General features: G+C 71.8%; 16 protein-coding genes. 1 reads left to right on the plus strand and 15 read right to left on the minus strand.

Going from position 1 to position 20,162, the window contains the following annotated elements; translation table 11 throughout:
- Nucleotides 1–111: 111 nt before the first annotated feature.
- The 11 genes from ACTWP9_RS34265 to ACTWP9_RS34315 form a co-directional block, all read right to left on the minus strand.
- On the minus strand, nt 112–1,656 hold the full coding sequence (locus tag ACTWP9_RS34265; protein WP_443250238.1) for a cytochrome P450: 1,545 nt from the start codon (nt 1,654–1,656) through the stop codon (nt 112–114).
- On the minus strand, nt 1,653–2,273 hold the full coding sequence (locus tag ACTWP9_RS34270) for a GTP-binding protein (protein WP_443250239.1): 621 nt from the start codon (nt 2,271–2,273) through the stop codon (nt 1,653–1,655). Before ACTWP9_RS34270 ends, ACTWP9_RS34265 begins: the two co-directional genes overlap by 4 nt.
- Complete coding sequence (locus tag ACTWP9_RS34275) at nt 2,254–2,604, minus strand: DUF742 domain-containing protein (RefSeq protein WP_443250240.1); 351 nt, start codon at nt 2,602–2,604, stop codon at nt 2,254–2,256. Before ACTWP9_RS34275 ends, ACTWP9_RS34270 begins: the two co-directional genes overlap by 20 nt.
- A complete protein-coding gene (locus tag ACTWP9_RS34280; protein WP_443250241.1) occupies nt 2,601–3,008 on the minus strand; it encodes a roadblock/LC7 domain-containing protein in 408 nt (135 codons plus the stop codon). The genes ACTWP9_RS34275 and ACTWP9_RS34280 overlap by 4 nt, the downstream gene beginning before the upstream one ends.
- A gap of 3 nt (nt 3,009–3,011) precedes the next feature.
- Nucleotides 3,012–4,538: an ATP-binding protein gene (locus tag ACTWP9_RS34285; RefSeq protein WP_443250242.1), complete on the minus strand. Its 1,527-nt coding sequence runs from the start codon at nt 4,536–4,538 to the stop codon at nt 3,012–3,014.
- A 442-nt stretch (nt 4,539–4,980) separates the two neighbouring features.
- Nucleotides 4,981–6,294, minus strand: a complete 1,314-nt coding sequence (locus tag ACTWP9_RS34290) for an ATP-grasp domain-containing protein (RefSeq protein ID WP_443250243.1) — start codon at nt 6,292–6,294, stop codon at nt 4,981–4,983.
- Nucleotides 6,291–7,994 carry a condensation domain-containing protein gene (locus ACTWP9_RS34295; protein ID WP_443250244.1) on the minus strand — a complete coding sequence of 568 codons (1,704 nt, stop codon included), beginning with the start codon at nt 7,992–7,994 and terminating at the stop codon, nt 6,291–6,293. The genes ACTWP9_RS34290 and ACTWP9_RS34295 overlap by 4 nt, the downstream gene beginning before the upstream one ends.
- Nucleotides 7,963–8,781, minus strand: a complete 819-nt coding sequence (locus ACTWP9_RS34300) for a thioesterase II family protein (protein WP_443250245.1) — start codon at nt 8,779–8,781, stop codon at nt 7,963–7,965. The genes ACTWP9_RS34295 and ACTWP9_RS34300 overlap by 32 nt, the downstream gene beginning before the upstream one ends.
- Nucleotides 8,782–8,785: 4 nt before the next feature.
- A complete protein-coding gene (locus ACTWP9_RS34305; RefSeq protein WP_443250246.1) occupies nt 8,786–9,436 on the minus strand; it encodes an FMN-binding negative transcriptional regulator in 651 nt (216 codons plus the stop codon).
- A 16-nt stretch (nt 9,437–9,452) separates the two neighbouring features.
- Nucleotides 9,453–10,745 (minus strand): lysine N(6)-hydroxylase/L-ornithine N(5)-oxygenase family protein, encoded by a 1,293-nt coding sequence (locus tag ACTWP9_RS34310; protein WP_443250247.1) that lies wholly within the window; start codon nt 10,743–10,745, stop codon nt 9,453–9,455.
- 103 nt (nt 10,746–10,848) lie between these two features.
- On the minus strand, nt 10,849–12,378 hold the full coding sequence (locus ACTWP9_RS34315; RefSeq protein ID WP_443250248.1) for a condensation domain-containing protein: 1,530 nt from the start codon (nt 12,376–12,378) through the stop codon (nt 10,849–10,851).
- Between the two features lie 178 nt (nt 12,379–12,556).
- Between ACTWP9_RS34315 and ACTWP9_RS34320 the strand changes: the two genes are divergently transcribed.
- Nucleotides 12,557–12,784 (plus strand): MbtH family protein, encoded by a 228-nt coding sequence (locus ACTWP9_RS34320; RefSeq protein WP_443250249.1) that lies wholly within the window; start codon nt 12,557–12,559, stop codon nt 12,782–12,784.
- A 138-nt stretch (nt 12,785–12,922) separates the two neighbouring features.
- On the opposite strand, the gene ACTWP9_RS34325 is transcribed toward ACTWP9_RS34320, so the two are convergent.
- The 4 genes from ACTWP9_RS34325 to ACTWP9_RS34340 all read right to left on the minus strand — a co-directional run bounded on the left by ACTWP9_RS34325 (nt 12,923) and on the right by ACTWP9_RS34340 (nt 20,158).
- Entirely contained in the window at nt 12,923–16,177 is a 3,255-nt protein-coding gene (locus tag ACTWP9_RS34325) for a non-ribosomal peptide synthetase (protein WP_443250250.1), read from the minus strand.
- Nucleotides 16,174–18,069: a non-ribosomal peptide synthetase gene (locus ACTWP9_RS34330; protein ID WP_443250251.1), complete on the minus strand. Its 1,896-nt coding sequence runs from the start codon at nt 18,067–18,069 to the stop codon at nt 16,174–16,176. The genes ACTWP9_RS34325 and ACTWP9_RS34330 overlap by 4 nt, the downstream gene beginning before the upstream one ends.
- Before the next feature lie 77 nt (nt 18,070–18,146).
- Nucleotides 18,147–19,370 carry a cytochrome P450 family protein gene (locus ACTWP9_RS34335; RefSeq protein ID WP_443250252.1) on the minus strand — a complete coding sequence of 408 codons (1,224 nt, stop codon included), beginning with the start codon at nt 19,368–19,370 and terminating at the stop codon, nt 18,147–18,149.
- Nucleotides 19,367–20,158, minus strand: coding sequence for a thioesterase II family protein (locus ACTWP9_RS34340; RefSeq protein ID WP_443250253.1), 792 nt, complete (start codon nt 20,156–20,158; stop codon nt 19,367–19,369). Before ACTWP9_RS34340 ends, ACTWP9_RS34335 begins: the two co-directional genes overlap by 4 nt.
- Nucleotides 20,159–20,162 lie beyond the last annotated feature (4 nt).

Raw genomic sequence — 20,162 nt, forward strand, 5'->3', positions numbered from 1 at the left:
AAGCCGTGGTGATCCCGTACGATACCGGGACGAGTCGCGCATCGCCGCTCCACGGCCTCCCGGCGCACAAAGCTGGCACCACTCCGAGAAATCAGAAAGATCCGGATATCCCTACCTGCGGCCCTGAAGCCAACGTTTTGCGGCTGCCCACCTGGACCTGCGGGCCGGCTTCTGCGCCGGGGAGGGCTCCGGAACCGACCCGGTCCCCCCGTACGGCACCGACGGACGGCCCTGGAGCGGGACCACCCGGGGCGGCTCGGGAACCGGCGGCGGCAGGGGCTGTCTGACCGGCGAGCCGGTTTCACCCGTACCCCGCCGCCCTGCCCGGCGGGCCGGGGTGAACGACGTGGGCAGCGACACCAGCCGACGGAACATCAAACCGTTGTCCCGGCGCACTTCCCCTGCCGGTACGGCCAGTCGGAGGTCCGGCAGCCGGGAGAGCAGCGTGTCGATGCCGGTGTCCGCGATGGCCCGGCCCAGATCCCTGCCCGGACACTCGTGCGGGCCGGCGGCGAAGGCCAGATGAGAGCGGTTGCCGTGCAAGGGCACCGACAGGTTGGGTCGGACGGCCGGATCGACGTTCCCTGCAGCGAGCCCGAGGACCAGCAGGTCGCCGGCCTTGATCCGCCGTCCGGCGAGTTGGGTGTTCCCCGTGGCCCAGCGGCCGATGGACGCTGTCTGCGGCGGCTCATCCCACAGCACCTGTTCCAGCGCGTCGGGCAGAGTCGTGTGTCCACCGGCCAGGGTGGCCCGGAATCGGCGGTCAGTGAGCAGCATCCGCAGCGTGTTGGAGATCAGACTGACCGTCGTCTCGTTGGCCGCGACCATCGTCAGTCGCAGATGTTCCCGCACCTCGTCGTCGGTCAGCCGGGCCGGATGCTCGATCAGTTTGGAGCCCACGTCGTGACCCGGGACCGCCCGCTTGCGGTCCACCAGCCGCTGAAGAGTCTCGGTGATGAAGTTGTTGCTCTCCACCGCGGTCTCGGTGCCCTGGAGCAAGTCCTTGGCGGCCTCGACCAACTTGGGCCCGTACTCCTCCTCCATGCCGAACAGCTTCGTGATGACGCGCATCGGAAGCTGGTCGGCGAACTGCTCGACCAGATCGGCCTGCCCGGCGTCCTGGAAGTCGTCGATGAGCTGGTGCGTAATGCGAATGACGATGCGGCGGATGCCGCGCGACTCGAAGCGGGACAGGCTGTCGGTGAGCGCCTGGCGCAGCCGTCGGTGCTCCAAACCCTCCGCGAACACGCACAGCGGCTGCCACATCGTCACCGGTGCCAGCGGGTGGTCCGGCCCGATCCGGCCCTCCCGCATGGCGTGCCAGTGACGCGAGTCCCGGGAGAACAGCGATGGCGTGCGCAGCACTTCGAGGTTCTCCCGGTGGCCCAGCACCAGCCAGGCCCGTACGTCGCCCGGCAGCAGCACCGGGGCCACCGGGCCGTGCTCGGCACGCAGCTTCTCGTACAGTGCCATGGGGTCCGCGTCGGCCTCGGGGCCGAAGAGAGGACGCAGCCCCGCGGCGCTGCCCGCGCCACCGACGTGCGCGGGACAGCCGGGCGGCGGGGCGGCAGCCGGTACTCCGCCGGGCTCCGGACGCGAGGACGGCGTGCGCGGCTCCCATGGCTCGTGGGAGGGGATGGGGTCTTGCGAGGTCACGTCGCCTCCGGATTCATGGCGAGGGAATACAGGTACCGCATCAGCGACAGCAGGACGTCCTTGCTGGACTCCCGGCTCCGGGCGTCGCACACCAGGAGCGGCACGTCGTCCGCCAGATCCAGCGCCTCCCGCAGCTCCTCGTCGGAGTAGGACGGCGCGTCGTCGAACGTGTTGACGGCCACCACGAAAGGGGTCTGCGAATCCTCCAGCCGGCCCAGCACATCGAAGCTCGCCTCCAACCGCCGGGTGTCGACGAGCACCACCGCGCCCAGCGCGCCCTCGAACAGGCCGTTCCACAGGAACCAGAAGCGCTGCTGACCCGGCGTGCCGAAGACGTAGAGGACCAGCTCGTCGTTGAGGCTGATGCGGCCGAAGTCCATGGCCACGGTGGTCATCGTCTTGCGCTCGACACCCGCGAGATCGTCGACGCTGACACTGGCCTGCGTCATCGTCTCCTCGGTCGTCAGTGGCCGGATCTCGCTCACCGAGCGGACGAGGGTTGTCTTGCCGACGCCGAATCCGCCCACGATGACGATCTTGACGGCGGACATGGCCGACGACGGCAGCGCGTCCTCGCTCCGAGGTCCCGGCACCGTCTCAAAGGTTCTGGAGACCATGGATCACTGCCTTAATGATGTCGATGTCGGGAAGAGACGGGGTCGCCGGTGCTCTGGCTTCCACACGTTCTTCGGCCAGGAGATCCGCGAGCAGTACGGTCACGATGCTCACCGGGAGCTTCAGATGTGCCGAGATCTCCACAACGGACAGCGGGGACTCGCACACCCGCAGGATGGACTCGTGCTCCGGCTGCATGCCGATCCGAGGTGCGGTACGGGCCACGATCAATGTGACCAGGTCGAGACCGTCTTCCTCGGTCCCGCTGCGCCCACCCGTAAGGACGTACAGCCGTTCCGGGCTGCCCTCGTCCCACTCCTCGTCCGGCGTCATCGCGCCAGCCGGTCATCGCCACGTGGCGGGCTGGTGAGGTGGGCGCCGATCCGGACGACGAGATCCCGCATCTGCTGCCCCACAAGGCCCATGTCGACCCCCTCGTCGACCAGCACGATCAGGTGAGCTCCCTCCCCCGCGGCCATCAGGTGCAGGAAGCCGCCGTCGAGTTCGATGACGACCATCCGCATACGTCCGCTGCTGTGGGGGAAGTCCTTGGCCGCTGCTCCCGCCAGGCTCTGGAGACCTGCTCCGATCGCCGCCAGCCGGTCGGACGTGTCCCTGTCCGGCGGACACTCGGCCATGCACAGACCGTCCGACGACAGAAGGACGACATGGCGAGTCTGCGGGACGCTCTCCGCCAAGTCCTTAAGCATCCAGTCCATGTCGGGCTGCCGAACCATCGCTTACTCACCTTCATTCGACGACTTGTCGCTGTGTTCCTGGGCGGCAGCCGTTGCCGAGCGCTTGCCGGACAGACCTTCCTGAAATGCGCCCATCCACATCCCGGGCGCGGGGCTCTCCGGCTCCTGCTCGGCCTGCTCCTGCGCGGGAGCGCTGCTCACCGGGCGGGTGCCGGACCGGACGCGGCGGCTACGGCGTTGCGGCAGGCCGCTGGCCGTACGCTCGGCGACCTCCGGCGTCTCCTCATCCATCCGCTCCTGCTCCCCGAGGCTGGAGGTCGACGGTGCGAGCTTCGTGGCCGACGGCCCGGACGGGGTGGGCCGGTCCGATGGACGCTGCCCGGACGCGGCGCCGATTCCGTGCGCGCGCCCGCTCGCGGGCGCGGTGCTGATCAGTTCGTGGGGGACCACGAGGACCGCCCGTACGCCGCCGTACGAGGAAGGCGCCAGCGACACCTGGAAGTCGTACTCCTGGGACAAGCGCCCCACCACGGTCAGGCCGAGGCGCGGCGCTTCGCCGAGGTCGTTGAGGTCGATGCCCTCACGAGCGGTCTTGAGCATGTGCTCGGCCCGCGCCCGCGCCTCCTCGCTCAGCCCGAAGCCGCCGTCCTCGATCTCGATGGCGATGCCCGCGTGCACTTCGCTCGCGGTCAGGTGGACCCGGGTCTGCGGCGGCGAGTAGGAGGTGGCGTTGTCCAGCAGTTCCGCGAGCGCGTGGATCAGCGGCTCCACGGCACGGCCGACCACGGCGACCTCCGCGACCGAGTGCAGCGAGACCCGCTGGTAGTCGGCGATCCGTGACATGGCGCCGCGGAGCACGCTGTAGATCGGGACAGCCTGGCTCCACTGCCGGCCGGGCCGGGCCCCGCCGAGCACCGCGATGGTGTCGGCGAGTCGGCTGATCAGCGCATTGCTGTGGTCCAGGCGCAGCAGATCGGCGAAGAACTCCCCGCTTCCGCCGTGCCGTTCCTCCATCTCCCGCAGGTCGGTGGCCTGGCGGTGCACCACGGCCTGGACGCGGCGGGCGATGTTGACGACACCGCGCTGCGCGGAATCGCGGAGGGACTCCTCGGCCTGCACCGCCTCCACCACGGAGCGCAGCAGCTCGTGGTGGGCCGCCTCGAACTCGGTCCCGAGCCCGGACTCCGGGCTGTCGGACGCCAGGGAGCGCACCACGTCCTCGGCGAACTCGCCCCGGCGCAGCCGCTCCACGGCCTCGGGCAGCCGGTCTTTGGCCAACTGTACGGTCGCGGCCTCCTGCTGGCGCAGGTGACGCTGGAGTGTCTCCTGGTGCTCCGCGTACTCGGCCTGCAACGTCGCCAACGCGCGTCCGCGCCACAGCAGTTCGGCCACGGTGAGAGCTACGGCGAGGGTGGCGACGACTCCGCACCCGATGACCGCCGCCCGCGCGCCCGCGGGGACCTGGACGGCCGCGACGGTCGTGGCGACGGCCATGGCAAGTGCGGGGAGCCACCACCCCCACGGCGGGGCGGACCGTTGACCTCCGGGAGATGATCCCGTGCGCATCATCAGCGTCCTCAAATCGTTCGACAGACTGAGCAAAGAGGCGATGTGGGGAGCAACAAGTCCTCCTCCGGCCCTCCGTGCGGGCTCACCCCAACCGGTCCGGGACCCCGCAGCAGGACAAGACGTTGCCGGGGGAACTCAGTGAGACTCCGTCATGCCGAGGCTGAAGCAGCATAACCAGAAACGATCAACGCCCATCAAGCGAGGCCCCCTTCAGCCCAGAAGCGCCTGACACGTTGTGGCGCAAACCGATCGTGATCGTGTATTGCGCTTCGTGTTCAGGTGAACACCGTGTGAGAACCGTGCGCCCCGGCCGTGGGGGAGCCCTGGATGTGTGGAGCCTGACCGGGTGGAGCCCCGGCCGTGCGGGGCGGCCTACCGGCGCGCCGCGTCGATCCGGCTGATGTGCGGGGCGCCTTCGGTGTCCCGGCGGCGCCCGCGGGGGTTACGGATGAGAGCCGGGCCGGGCCGGGCCGCACAGCGGGGTCGGGTGGGGAGGGGTGAGACGGGGGTGGATGGTGTGGACGCCGCCGTTGTCGAAGCCGAACTCGTGGGAGAGGCAGGAGAGCGCGGCGTGGACAGTGCGCACCATGACGTCGTGGTCGGCGGCGGCGCCCCACAGCAGATCGAGGTGGGTGGTACCGATGCCGCCCGGCAGCCTGCCGCCGGGTCGTACGTAGGGGCGGTGGCCGTGGACGCCGGGCACGGCGCGTGCCTCCTTGGCACCGTGCACGGCGTGGAGGGTGCACGGCTCGACGGGGGCGAGAGAGTTGTACTGGAAGTGCACCTCGGCCGTCGTCGGCAGGGGCCCCGGCAGTTCCTGGCCGAGGGCGATCCGGCCCGCCCAGCCGACGAGATCCACGCCGCAGGCGCGGCGCGACAGTTCGTTGAGGTGGCCGCCGAGCCGGCCGTTGACCTCGATCACCCGCGGCCCGGCCGGGGTGAGCTTGATCTCGGTGTGGCAGATCCCCGTCGTGACGCCGAGCGCTGTGACGGCGGCGACAGCCAGCTCGCACACCGCGCGGCGCTCTCCCTCCGGCAACGCGGCGGGCCAGAACTGGCCCGTCTCACGGAACGGGTGGACCAGCGGGTGCTTGCCGGTCACGGCCAGCGGCACCGTCCCCGCAGCCGTCGTGGCGGTCTCCACCGAGACGTAGTCGCCGTGCGGCAGGCTGGGCCGGCCCGCCAGGTACTCCTCGACGACCCAGCCGTGCGGAGCGGCGGGGAGCAGCGCCGCCGCCAACTGCGCCGCCTCCGCGCGGTCCGTCACCGTGCGCACCGCCGCACTGCCCTGTCCCCGGGGCGGTTTGACGACCGCCGGCAGCCGCAGGTCGTCCAGCGCCGCGAACCATGCGTCCTCGTCGAACACCTGGTGGCTGCGTGCCTCGTCCAGTCCGGCGCGGCGCAGCAGCGAGCGCTGTTCCGCCTTGTCGGTGAGTGCCGCCGCCGTCCTACGGGAGTGGAACGGCAGCCCGAGCCGTGCGGCGAGGTCAGCCGTGGTGCGCAGCTCGCTCTCCGCGAAGGTGAGGATCGCCCGGGGGCGTTCCGCCGCCAGCGCCCGGGCGTCGGTCTGCGGGTCTCCCGTCATCCGCAGCGTCCGCCCGCACTGGGCGAGGACGCCTTCGGTGCGGGTGCTGTGCGGGGAGGGGCGCACCAGGAAGACGAGTGGGGCCAGCGGCGAGAGCCCTACCGCCAGTTCACCGGCGGAGGCGGAGCCGTGGTCGTAGACGACGGCCAGGGGACCGGCAGAGCCACTCACCGGGAGCTGCTCCCCGTGGTGGCCGGGGTCGTCGCCGGGACGGGGGGCCGGCCGGACGGCTCGGCCGCGGCGGAGCGCAGGCCCTCGGCGACCAGGCCGACGAGTTCGCGGAGCCGGTACTCGGGCACCGCCTGCTGGTCGTAGGAGGCGAGCAGACCGGTGCCGAAGCCGGGGAAGTCGAGCGTGTAGTCCAGGGAGACCGGGTGGCTCGCCTTGTCGGCGTGGTACCACTCGTCCACCTTCAGCGAACCCAGCCCTTCCAACTGCTGGTAGACGCGGAAGTCGGTGAAGTTGAACGCGACATCGAAGGGCGGGCGGCGCACCTGCTCCTCGATCCGGGCCAGCGGGTAGTGGCGGTAGCGGGTCGCCGCGATCTCCGCTTCCCGTGCGGCGCGGGCGCGTTCCGTCCAGGTCCCGGCGGCGGTCGGCAGCCGGAGCGGCACCGTGTTGAGGAACAGCCCGACCGACAGCTCGGCCCCCTGCTGCTCGGGGCGGCCGTTGAGCACCACTCCGGTGACCATGCCGTCCGGGTGCCCGGACCAGTGGGCCAGTGCCCAGGAGTGGACGGCCAGCAGCAGGCTCTTGAGCGGCGTGGCCGCCTGCGCGGCTGCGCTCCGCAGCCCGGCGCTCAGCGCGTCGTCGAACGGCAGGCTCAGGCGGGCCGAGGCGTCGCCCGGCGGCGTGTCCCGGGCCCGGTCCGGCAACACCTGCGGGCCTTCGGCGTGCTGCTGCCAGAAGCGCGCCGCTTCGGCGGAGGAGGCGGCTTCCCGTTCCGCCGCGACGAACAGCTCGTGCACGCCGGGAGGCGGCATCGGCAGTCCGGGGTCGGTGCCGGTGACGGCGGCGTCGTAGAGCCGGATCAGGTCGGTGACGACGGTCGCGAAGCTCCAGCCGTCCATCAGGGCGTGGTGCATGGCGACGGTGAGCCGGAACCCCTCGGCCGCCGGGGCAGCGGCTGCGACGTGACAGCGGAACAGCGGAGGGGTCTCCCAGTCGAAGGCCGTGCCGAGCTGCCGGGCCCGCCAGGATTCGGCCGCGGCGGCGCAGGCGGCGTTCGCCGCGCCGGTGCCGGTCTGTGGGGGAGCGGGATACTCGACCTCCAGCGGCAGCGCCGGATCCGGATGCACCAGCTGCACCGGTTCGGGATCGGCCGCCAGATCGAAGGAGCTGCGCAGCGCCGGGTGCCGGGCCAGCAGCGCGGTCAGCGCCGTACGGAAGAGGGCCTCGTCGAAGGGACCGCGTACGCGTACGCCGATGAGGTCGTTGTACAGGCCGGGGTCCTCGCTCATCTCGCACTGGTAGACCAGTCCGATCTGGAGGGCCGAGGCCGGGCGTCGTGCGGGAACGCCCGGAGCTGCGGGGGAGTTGGCGGCTTCGGCGGTGCCGGGCAGCCCGGAGGGGGACGGCTCGGCGGTGCCGGCCGGCTCCTCAGCTGCCGACTCGCCCGCGTTGGCGGCCAGTTCCCGCGCCGAGGGGTGCATGAGCAGGTCCAGCAGCCGGATGCCGACGCCGCGTTCGTTGGCCCGCACGACGATCCGTACCGCGATGAGCGAGTCGCCGCCGACGGCGTAGAAATCGTCGTCCTCCGTGACGGACTCGTCGTCCAACTCCTCCCGCATGAGCGCGAGGAGGATGCGGCAGGTCTCCTCCGCGTCGCGCGAAGCGCCGTCACAGGGCGGCGTCTGCGGCGTCTGCGGCATGGTGCTCCTTTCGGGGTGGGGCAGCGGACGGCAGGCCGGTTGCTGCAAGCGCCTCACGGACGGCCTGGAAGAGGGCATGCCGCTGGTGGCGAAGGTAGAAGTGGCCGCCCGGGAACCTGCGCACCTGGCACTCCAGCGCGGTGTGCGTGGACCAGTCGCCGAGTTCGTCGGCCGTGACGGTGTCCTCCCGCCCGGCGCAGACCAGCAGTGGCACGGGCAGCCCCCGGTCGCCGTATCCGCGCCGGTAGCGGTCGAGGAGCAGCAGGTCGTTGCGTACCGTCGGGAGGAGCAGGGCGCGGAGTTGCGGATCGTCGAGGACTTCCCGGTGAGTGCCGCCCATCCGCAGCAGCCCGGCGACGATCTCCTCGTCGCTGCTGTGCGCGGTGAGCTGGTCCGCCGTCGGCCGGCGACCGGGGCCGCCGCGCCGCGAGGAGACGACCAGCAGCGCGGGCACGTGCGCGCCCTGGCGGTGGAGCCAGGCGGTCAGCTCCGCGGCGAGGATCGCACCCATGCTGTGGCCGAACAGCACGGTGCGCCCGGACGAGACGTCGGCGATCTGCGGCCCGAGCAGCGCCACGAGGCGGGCGGCATCGGGTAAGGGCGCCGTCCCGATCAGGTCCTCACGGCCCGGGAGCTGAACGGGCTGCACGTCCAGCGCGGGGTCGGCGCCCACCCAGTGGTGATAGGCGGAGGCGCCCCCACCGGCATGCGGCAGGCAGAAGACGGTCGACTCGGCGCTGTGCTGCCTGCCGGTCCAGTACGGCAGAAATCCGGGAGCCGCGGCCACGGGTTCAGCCGTACCTGCGCATCGTGGCCGCCACCTGGCGGGCGCCCGCCTCCGCGCTGTCGGCGAGTGCCGAGCCGACCCGCTCCCGGATCGGGTCCGGCTTCTCCTGGCTCAGCTTGAACATGCCCTCCGCCTGGGTGACGTGGAAGGTGAAGGCGCCGACGGCGGGCACGATCTGCTCGAAGTACGGGAGGGAGTCGGTCATGTCCCAGCCGGTGCCCAGATGTTCCTCGTACGTCCGCACCGTGGCGCGGATCACCTCCAGGGTCGGTTCCCCGCGCTCCAGCGGATGGATGGTGCCGTGCACATGGACGGAGACGAAGTTCCAGGTGGGCGCCGCCGGGCTGACGCCGTAGTGGGTGGGGCTGATGTAGGAGTTGGGGCCGAAGAAGACCAGCAGTGCCCGCTGTCCTTCGCGCAGCGCCGCCCAGTGCGGATTGCGGCGGTTGAGATGCCCGGCCAGGACCGCGCCGACCAGCCCGGTCTCGCCGGTGCCGGTCCGCAGGGTGTCCCCCCAGGGGATGACGGGACAGTGCGTGGCCAGCGGCTCCTGCTGCTGCGGGCCGTCGGTGAGGAGCAGGGCCAGGCCCTGGGCGCGGACGGCGTCGCGGGCCCAACAGGGGTCTGCCGGGCGGTAGTCGGCGGGTACGTACATGGTGACTGGCTCCTGGTCAGCGGGCGGCGCGGGGGCCGGTGGCGATCGAGGTGAGGATCTCGCCGGCACGGACGGCGACGTTCGACAGCAGCGAGGCGGAGATGCCGTGGGTGTGCTCGACGCCGCCTTGGAGGTAGACGCCCGCCGTGACATCGGCCGAGGTCTCCACCCGGTACTCGCGGCTGACCCGCAGCCGGCCGGCGCTGTCGCGTTTGCACAGGTCGGCGGCCGCGCCCAGCAGCGCTGCGGGGTCCATGGGGTGGTAGCCGGTGGCGAACACCGCGATATCGGCCTCCAGTTGGTCCCTGGTGTCCTCCAGCAGCCGGTCGACGTGCAGCTGCACCCGGTCGGGGCCGGAGTCGGCGGCCACCACACGGCACATCGGCTCGAAGTGCAGCCGCCGCCCGCCGCGCACCGACTCCTGGTAGGAGCGCCGGTACAGCTCGTTGATCAGGTCGAGATCGACGACGGCGTAGTTGGTGTTGCTGTGCTGTTCGTAGAAGCGTTCCCGGACGGCGGGCACGGCGTCGTAGAAGTGGTCGACCGCGACGGGGTCGAAGACGCGGTTGGCGAAGGGCGAATCGTCGGAGGGGCTGTACCCGTAGCGGGGCAGCAGGGCGTGGATGCGGCTTTCCGGGAAGCGGCTGTGCAGATGGGCTGTGACCTCGGCGGCGCTCTGTCCGGCGCCCACGACCGCGAAGGTGCCGACGGTCCGCTGCCCGAGCTCCGCCAGCCGTGGCAGCAACTCCGCGCTGTGCCAGACCCGTTGTGAGGAGGTCACGCCCGTCGGCAGGCGCGGCACCAGGCCGGTGCCGATGACGATGTTGCGGGTCCGTGTGGTGTGTTCGGTGCCGTCGGCGCGGCGGGCGACGAGGTCGAAGGCGGTCACGGTCTGGTGCTCGGTGACCGGATGGACGCCCACCACCTCGGTGCCGTAGCGCACCTGGTGGGCCACCCGGGCGGCTGCCCACTCCAGGTAGTCGTGGAACTCGACCCGGGAGGGGAAGAACTCCTTGTGGTTGACGAAGTCGACCAGCCGCCCCCTGTCGTGCAGATACGACAGGAAGCTGAAGCTGCTGCGGGGGTTGCGGATGGTCGCCAGGTCCTTGAGAAAGCTGACCTGCATGGTGGCGTCCTCGAGCAGCATCCCGGGATGCCAGGCCGGTCCCGGGCGCTTCTCCAGGAACAGCGCGGTCGGCTTCGGCCCCTCGAACTCCTCCAGCGCGACGGCGAGCGCCAGATTGGCCGGCCCGAAGCCGACCCCGACCAGGTCGTGCACCGCGGAGGCTGTGCCGTGCGTCGGTTTCACGCTCGCTCCTCTTCTGTGTACCGGTCGGCGCCACGGCGCCGGCCCGCTGACGCGCGGGGTTGAGCCGTGCCGCGGGGCGCTGCGGCGGCTGCGCGGTTCGTGGTCATTCGCCGGCCACCGCCCAGCTGTCGAGCAGACCGCTCAACTGGTCCGGCGACAGGATGGGGACCTGTGACACCCGCGTGCCGGGCTGCGCCGCGACGGCTTCCAGGAAGTGTGTGTAGTAGCCGCAGAACGACTCGGCGGTCTGCTGCTCGAAAAGGTCCCGTGCGTACAGCAGCCGTCCGGTGACGGCGCCGTCCGGTGCCGAGCCCAGGTGCAGTTCGGCGTCGAAGCGGGTGCGGGCGCGGCCCTCGGTGAAGTAGGAGACCGTCACCCCGGGCAGGGCCAGCGGGGGCGCGGTGCCACCGGGGCCACCGTCCGCCAGGTCGAACCACACCTGCACGAGCGGATTACGGCTCATGTCACGCGGCGGATCGACGGCCTTGACGATGCGGTCGAAGGGGATGTGCTGGTCGTCGTAGGCGGCCAGGACCTGTTCCCGTACGCGGTCGACGAGCTCGGTGAACGGAGGGTCGTCGCGCAGATCGCCCGGGATGGGCAGGGAGTTGACGAAGAATCCGATCAGCCCCTCCTGTGCGACCTGGCTGCGGCCGTTGAACGGACAGCCGACAGCCACTGCTTCCTGTGCGGCCAGCCGGCCCAGCAGCCCGTGGAATGCGGCGAGGAACACCACGAAGGGCGTGGTGCCGCGCTCACTGCTGAGCGCGCGAAGCTTTCCGCACACGTCGGAGGGCACCCGCACCAGCGCCTGCCCGGCGCGGTAGCTGGGCTGCCCCGGCCGTTCGTGGTCGGCGGGCAGTTCCAGCACCGGCGGGACGCCCCGCAGCCGCTCCCGCCACACCTCGGCCCGCCGGTCCAGATCCGCCGACCGGGCCGTACGCGCCTGCTCCCGCGCGAAGTCCGCGTACTGCGCGGCCGGCGGCGCGAGGCCGGGGTCGGTTCCGGTCGTGAAGGCGCGGTAGGCGGCCGAGACCTCGCGGCTGAGGATGTCGAGCGAGTCGCGGTCGAAGAGGATGTGGTGGACGGTGAGGCCCAGCACGTGGTCCTCCTCCGCCAGCTTCGCCAGCCACAGCCGCAGCAGCGGCCCACGCTCCAGGTCGAACGATGTGTCGGAGTACTGCCCGGCGAGTCGGTGAGCCTCTGCCGCCGGGTCCTGGGGCTCCGTCACCTCGTGCACCGTCAGCCGGATGTCCTCCGCGCGGAACGCCGTCCGCAGTCGGGGTTCGCCCTCCTCGGTGACGGTCACCTCGGTACGCAGCACCTCGTGCCGGTGCAGGACGTACGCCAGGGCCCGCTCCAGTGCGGGCACGTCCAGTGGGCCCCGGAGGCGGTAGGCGGCCGAGACGTTGTACGCCAGGCTGCCCTTGGTGAGCCGGTCGATGAACCACAGCCGGTGCTGGGCCGGAGCCAGCGGAACCGCCTCGTCGGCCGGCTCGGGCTCGTCGGCAGGCTCGGGCTTTTCGGCAGGCTCCGGTAAGGAGTCCGGGGCCGCCGCCAGGCGGGCGGCGAGGCGCTTTCTGAGAAGTTCCCTTCCGGCATCGGACAGGTTTTGCCCGGCTCCGTCCACCACAGCAGAAAACCTCCGGGAGAGGACCTGGGACCGCGCCGAAAGAGCGCGTCAATGTTTCGGTGCGGCACGTTCGATGAAAAAGCTACTACGCTGCCAGACGCCCGGGCAAGAGGGAATCATCGGGGGCTCGACCACCGACCCGCGAGTGACTATGCTCCACACCTCGGAGGTGAACGGAATGACTTTTCAGGAAGAGCAGGAAAACCAGGGAACACCGTCCTTCCAGGTCGTGGTCAACGACGAGGAGCAGTACTCGATCTGGCCCAAGGAGCGTGACATTCCCGCAGGTTGGAGCGGTGTCGGCGTCGAAGGGGACAAGGCTTCCTGCTTGGCGCACATCGAGCGCGTATGGACCGACATAACACCGCTGAGCGTGCGTCGCGATCTTTCCGGGAACAGGAATTGAGCATGCCGGGAATCCCGCCGGAGAACTCCGGCGGGATTCCCGGCGAGTTCCCTCAGCAATGCACTCGCCGGGTTGCTGCGTTTTCACGACTGCCCCGATTTCGGGCCGCTTTCGGCTTCCGGGAAAGGTGCCGCGCGGCTACCGGTTCAGCTCTCGCTCGATTTCCTCCTCCGTCATCTGAGAGATCTCCTCGGCGACGCGCCGCTCGATGACCGCGCACTGTTCGGCCACCGTCCGGTGGTCGAAAACCGAGCGGACCGGGAACGCCGGCCCGAAGGACTCCCGGAGCCGGGATGCGAGCCGGGAGGCCGCCATGGAGGTGCCGCCCGCCAGGAAGAAGTCCGAGGTGACGCCGAGCCGGGCGTGCGGGAAGACCTCCCGCCACAGCCGCAGCACCTCCTCCTCCAGCGGACTTCGCGGCTCCGTGAGTTCAGCCGTCCCCTCCTGCGGGGCCGGGAGACGCGCCCGGTCCACCTTGCCGCTCGGGGTGAGCGGCAGGGCGTCGAGCGTCAGCCAGACCTCCGGCACCAGATACGGCGGCAACCAGGCGCGCAGCTGCGCCCGCAGTCCGGCGCTGTCCGGCGGCTCCGCCTCGGGCACCACATACGCGGCCAGCAGGGTGTTCCCGGCGGGCCCGGGAGCCGCCGTGACCACGGCCTCCCGGACCCCGGAACACCGCAGCAGGGCCTGCTCGATCTCCCCGGGCTCGATGCGGTAGCCGCTCACCTTCAGCTGAGCGTCGCGCCGGCCGAGGAAGTCGAGCGTCCCGTCGGGCCGCCAGCACACCACGTCACCGGTGCGGTACATGCGGGCGCCGGGGACGCCGGCGAACGGGTCCGGCACGAAGCGTTCAGCGGTGAGCGCGGCCCTGCCCGGATATCCGCGGGCGAGCCCCGCACCGCCCAGGCACAGCTCACCCGGCGCGCCCGGCGGCGCCAACTGCAGGTTCTCGTCGACCACATAGGCCCTGACCCCCGCGATGGGGCGGCCGATGGAGTTGTCGGCCCAAGGCGCGTGCAGCCCGTCGGTTGCGGTCGCCACCACCGTGTTCTCGGTGGGGCCGTAGTGGTTGAGGACGGGGAGGCCCGGGTCGTCGCACTCGCGCGGGCGGAACAGATCGCCGCCGGTCAGCAGCCGGGTGAGTGCCGTCTTCTCGCCGAGCGGAAGCCGGATCAGCTGTTCGGCCAGCGGCGTGGGCGCGAAGACGCTCTCGGTACGGGTGGCGGCCAGCTGCCGGACGAGGGCTTCCGGGTCGCGCACCACCTCCTCCGGACAGATCTCCAGGCGGGCTCCGCCGGCCAGCGCCGGCCACATCTCCCAGGCGGCGGCGTCGAAGGAGACACCGGCGACCTGCGCCACGACCGAGACCCCGGGCCGCACCGGATACCGCTCCAGATGCCAGGCCACCAAGTGGGACAGCCCCGCGTGCGTGACGGCCACCGGCTTGGGACGGCCCGTGGAGCCGGAGGTGTAGACGAGATAGGCCAGATTGTGCGGTGCCGGCCCGGAGGCGGGCGGCTCCGGGCGAGGCCGACCGCCGGGAGCCGGGGAGGGCATCCCGGTCACATCGAGCACGCGCAGTGCGCCGGCCGGGCGGCTCGCACCCTCATCCGCCGCCCACGCACCCAAGGCGGTGTCGCCGTCAGCCGGAAGCCGTCCGCCGGTGGCGGCGTCCGTCAGCACCAGGCGGGCACCCGAGTCGCCGAGCAGGTAGCCGATGCGCTCCGGCGGCTGGCCCGGGTCGACCAGCAGATATCCGCACCCGGCCAGCATGGCGCCCAGCGCCGCGCAGACCAGCTCAGCACCGCGCGGCAGACACACCGCCACCACGTCCTCGGGACCGCAGCCGTGCGCGGTCACCCGAGCCGCCAGGGCGGTGGCCCTTGCATGCAGCGTGGCGTAGTCCCAGGTGCGGGTCCCGTCCGCGACGGCGACGGCCGCCGGGTGCTCCGCCGCCCGGCGTGCGAACTGCGCGGCGACGGTCTGCCCCGCCGCGCCCTGACCCGCCTCCTGTGCGGGGCCGGTGCCACGGGCCACCATGGCGGCCTGCTCCCGAGCGGAGAGCAACGGCAGGCAGGACAGCGGGAGTTCCGGGCGGACGGCGGCGGCGCGGAGCAACTCCCGGTAGTGGTCGGCAAAGACACGCATCCGGGATGCGTCGAACAGATCGGTGGAGTACAGCAGCCGCCCGCGCAGTTCGGAGCCGGCAGGGCTCAGGTGCAGTTCGGTGTCGAACCGGGTGACCGTCTCCGGGTACTCCACCCTCCTGGTATGCGCGCCCGGCAGCTCCAGCAGGTGCCGGACGAGCATCTCGTCGGTGACGTCGAACCAGTGCTGAACCAGTGGGTTGCGCTCCAGGCCGCGGGCCGCTCCCAGGTCGTCGACGAGCATGTCGAAGGGAAGCTCCTGGTGGTCCATCGCGTCCCAGACGCTGTCCCGCACCCGCTCGGTGAGGGTGCCGAGCGAGGGCGTGCCGCGCAGATCGCCGCAGAGGGGCACGGTATGGGTGAAGAAACCGATGGCTTCCTCGGCTTCCGGCTCGCCGCGTCCCGCGAACGGTACGCCGCACAGCACCTGCCGGGCATCGGCGTACCGCCCTAGCAGCTCCTGATACGCCGCGAGTGACACGGCGAACAGCGAGGCGTGGTGCTCCCGGGCCATACGGCGTAGCGCCTGGGTGCTGTCCGCGGGCACGGTGAAGTCGAGCTGCGCACCACGGCCGGTCGGCTGGGTGGGACGCGGCCGGTCGGCGGGCAGGTCCAGCACCGTGGGGGCCTCGGCCAGCTGCGCCCGCCAGTAGCCCAACAGCCGCTCACGCTCCGCCCCGTCGAGGGTGCGGCGCTGTGCGCGCGCGTGGGCGAAGTAGTCGAACGGCGGCTCGGCGGGCAGCGGCGCGGCCCCCGGGTCTGTCCGGGCCGCGTACGCCGTGGACAAGTCGCGCTCGAAGACGGGGCGGGAGAGACCGTCGAAAGCGATGTGATGGACATGGACGTGGAAGAGCCAGTCGTCGTCCGCCAGGCGCAGCAGCACGGCCCGCAGCGGGGGACCCGACCGCAGGTCGAGCGGGTGCGACAGCCGCTGCCGTACGAGCTGCTCCGCCGCCTGCGCGGGCGCCGCGTCGGCGGACAGGTCGCGCCGTTCGAGGTGCAGCACGGTGGCCGGTTCCACCACCGCGCGGGACTCTCCGCCGTCGGCGGTGAACCGGCACCGGAGAACCGGGTGCCGCGTCGCCACATCGCGCAGCGCGCCCTCCAGCGCCGCCCCGTCCAGCCGGCCCGCTACGCGGTAGGTGAGCGGAGTGAGGTAACTGACCTGGCCGGGCAGCAGCTGGTCGAGGAACCACAGCCGCTCCTGGCCGAACGACAGCGGCTGTCCGAGTCGCCGCCCGGTCACGGCCTGGCCCGCCCGGAGTCCACCGGGGCGGCCGAGGTGCCGGTCTCCGAAGCCTCCGCCCCCTCCTCCGCCGCCCCCTCCCCGGAGCGCAGCCGCCGTACGTCGCGGGCCAGTTGGGCCGGGGTGGCCCGTTCGAAGACGGCGCGCAGCGGCAGTTCGACACCGCAGGCTTTGCCGACCCGGTGCACGAGCTGAGTGATCAGCAGGGAGTGGCCGCCGAGGCGGAAGAAGCTCTCCTCGACGCTGACCTGCTCCTTGCCGAGAATGTCGGAGAAGATCCGGGCGATGGCTGCCTCGTCCTCGTCCCGGGGCGCGACGAACGACGGGCGGGCGGTGTCCACCGCGGGCAGCCGGTTGCGGTCCACCTTCCCCGTGCCGGTCAGCGGCAGCGCCGGCAGGGAGATGTACGCCTGGGGCACCATGTACGAGGGCAGCAGACGGGCCAGATGGTCGCGCAGCTCATCGGCGTGCGGGGGAGGGCCCTCGCTGCTGGTGTACGCCGCGAGCAGAGCGTCCTCGCCCTCACCTGTCTTGATCACCACGGCCTGAGAGACGGCCGAATGGTCCCGCAGCAGCGTCTCGATCTCCCCCGGCTCGATGCGGTAGCCGTGCAGTTTGATCTGGAAGTCGGCGCGTCCCAGATACTCCAGCACTCCGCCGGGCTGCCAGCGCCCCCGGTCCCCGGTGCGGTACATACGGCTGCCCGGGCTCTTGCTGTAGGGGTCGGGCAGGAAGGCCACAGCGGTCTGCGCGGGGCTGCCGAGATAGCCGCGCGCTGGCGGACCACCGCCGACGTAGATCTCGCCGGGCACACCGGGCGGGACCGGCCGCAGATCGGCGTCGAGCACATAGATGCGGGAGTCCACGATGGGCCGGCCCACCGCGGGGCGCTCCGGCCAGGCGTCGGCGGGCGCTGTCAGCCGAGGCGCAGTGACGACGTTGAGTTCCGTCGAGCCGTAGTGGTTGTCCAGCAAGACGTTCGGCAGGCGGTCGCACAACTGCCGGACGGTGGGGGAGATCACCAGCTGCTCCCCGGTGGTGATCAGCTCGCGCAGGGAGCCGCAGCGGTCCGGGTCGTCGGCCGCGTGGGCCGCGAGCCGGTCCAGGGCCAGCACCGGCAGCAGCACCTTGGTGACCCGGTGCCGGTCGATGACGTCGGCCAGAGCGGCGATGTCGTGGCGCTCGTGCTCGGTCGCCACGACGACGCAGCCGCCCAGCCACCAGGTCGACAGCAGTTCCAGGAAGCCGACATCGGAGGTGAGGGGGAAGAACTGGAGCGCCACGGGCCGTTCCGCGTACCGGCGACGGCACCAGTCCAGCAGGGTGATCTGCGGGGCCGCGTGCATCGCGATGCCCTTGGGCCGGCCGGTGGAACCCGAGGTGTACAGCACGTACATCAGGTTTTCAGGACCGCTTCCGGACAGCGGCTGCTCGCCGTCGCCGGGGCCGTCGTCCGTCAGGTCGGTCTCGACGGGCAGCGAGACAACCTGCGGCCCCCAGCCGCCCTCGGCGCGGGTGTCCTCGACGGACTTCTCGGTCACCACCAGCCGGACCCCGGCGTCGGCAAGCTGCGCCCGCGTACGGTCCGGCGGCTGGTCGGGGTCGACCGGCAGACAGGCAGCGCCGGCCTTGAGCACGCCGAGCACCGCGACCGACTGGGCCGCAGAGCGGCGCAGGGCCACGGCCACCAGGGTTTCCGGCCCTGCACCGGCTGCCCGCAACCGGCGGCCGAGCTGCTCGGCCGCGCGATCCAGCCGTCGGTAACTGAGGCTCTGCGGCCCGCAGACGACCGCGGGGGCTTCGGGGGTTCTCGCGACCCACTCGGCGAAGCCGTCGAGCGAGGTGGCCGCCGGGCGGGACGGGGCGACTGCTGTGTCATGCGCTGGTGTCATCAGTGGTCTCCGCGAAGGCCGTACGGGGCGAATTGGGGGAGGGGCAGGGGAGTGGGTGGGGCGGAACAGGCCGCCGGTCACCGGGCCGGGGCCGGCCGGAAGGTGACGGGCAGCGCACGGGGGCCGCGCAGCATCGGGCCGTAGGTCCATACGACGCGGTCGGCGGGGACGGCGAGGGCGAGGTCCTGAAGCCGGGTGAACAGCGCGTCCAGTGCGATCTCCCCCTCCAGGCGGGCCAGATGGGCGCCCAGGCACAGATGGGCGCCGTGGCCGAAGGCCAGGTTGCCGCGCAGCGAACGGTCCGCCCGGAACTCCTCGGGGTCGGACACGTACTCGGGGTCCCGGTTGGCGGCGGCCACGCACAGCAGCACCGCGTCGCCCTTGCTGATGTGGACGTCGCCGAGGGTCAGATCCTCGGTGGCGTACCGGTAGACCGATGCCTGGACGGGGGAGTCGTAGCGCAGGATCTCGTTGACGACGTTCGCCCAGCCGATCTCGCCCGACAGCACGGCCCGCAGCTGGTCGGGGTGTTGCAGCAGCCGGTGCACTGCCGCGCCCAGGAACTGCACGGTTGTCACATGGCCCGCACCGAGCACGGAGAGGATCATGGCGGCCAGTTCGTTCTCGTCGCGCAGCTGGCCCGTCTCGAAGCCCTTCAGCAGGGCGGCGGCGACATCGTCGCCCGGGTGGGCGCGCTTGTAGGCGGCCAGCCGCCGGGTGTACTCCAGCAGCCCGTGCAGGGCATCCAGGTCCAGGGGGTCGGTCAGGCCCGCCTTGTAGAACATCTCCATGCACCGCGCCGGGGGTTCGCGCTGTTCCTCGGGTATGCCCAGCACCTCGTGGATGATCGCGACGGGCACCGGCAGCGAGAACGACTCCACCAGGTCGCAGCGGCCCGCGTCGGCGAACGCGTCGATGGCCGCTTCGGTGATCCGCGCCATCATCGGCCGCATACCGTCCACCGCCCCGGCACTGAACGCGCCGGCCACCAGCCTGCGCAGCCGGGTGTGCTCGGGCCGGTCGAGGTCGAGCAGGCCGCGGGCCGGGTCCCACTCGCCGCTGCCGAACGGCGCGGGCGGCGCGGCGGAGTTGCGGTCGTCGTTGCTCAGCCGCGGATCCGCCAGCCCGGCCCTGACCAGCGCGTACGAGGTGACCAGCCAGGTACGGCCCTTGCGGTGCGGGGTGTAGACCTCGCTGACAGGGGCGTTCTCGCGCAGCCAGGCATAGTTGGCGTACGGATCGGGGTCGCCGCCCTCCTTGAGCGCGCCCGATACATAGGCGCTGGTGCCGGCCTCGGTCATGCGTGCTCCTCGATCTCGGTCACCGGCGAGGGCACCGGCGAGTCGGCGGCCGACATGGTTCCGGAGAGCGCCGCGCACAACGGCTCCGGCGCTTCCAGGAACGCGAAGTGCCCGCCGGGCAACAGGCTTTCGCGGTAGCGGCCCGGTTCCGCGTACGCGTCCCAGCCGGTCATCTGGCCGGGCCGGATCTCGTGGTCGTCCTGCCAGGAGAGGGCGTGCACGGTGCAGGGCAGTCGCACAGGGCGGGGCAGCCGGTAGGCACGGTTGGCGGCCAGATCTGCTTCCAGCACCCGCATGCCCAGGTCGATCATGTCGGGCTGCGGCCGGCCGCCCATCGCGACCGCCATCTCCCGCAGCTCCTCGCGTAGCTGGTCCTGCGGCAGGTCCAGAAACCGTCCGTACGGTCCCAGATGCGGGGCGACCTGGGAGGAGACGAACAGCCACGCCGGCGTGGGCAGCCCGTGCTCGGCCAGGAACAGCGCCGTGGCGAAGCCGGGCAGGGCACCGCCGCAGTGCCCGAAGAAGCCGAACGGCCGGTCCAGATACGGCAGCAGCGCCTCCGCCAGCCGCTCGGCCAGCTCCGGGTAGGTGCCGTAGTGCGGCTCCCGTATCCGGTTCTCCCGGCCGGGGAGCTGGATACGGCACACCTCGGCCGGGCCGATCTGCTGGGGCCAGCGGTTGTACATGGAGGCACCGACCCCGGAGTAGGGCAGCAGGAACAGCCGCGCCCCGGCCTCGCCGCCGGGCCGGCGCAGCAGCCAGCGGCCGACGCCTTTCACCTCAGCCATCGCA

Origin of the sequence: Streptomyces sp. 3N207 (genome assembly GCF_052246355.1) — a bacterium.
Taxonomy (GTDB): Bacteria; Actinomycetota; Actinomycetes; order Streptomycetales; family Streptomycetaceae; genus Streptomyces.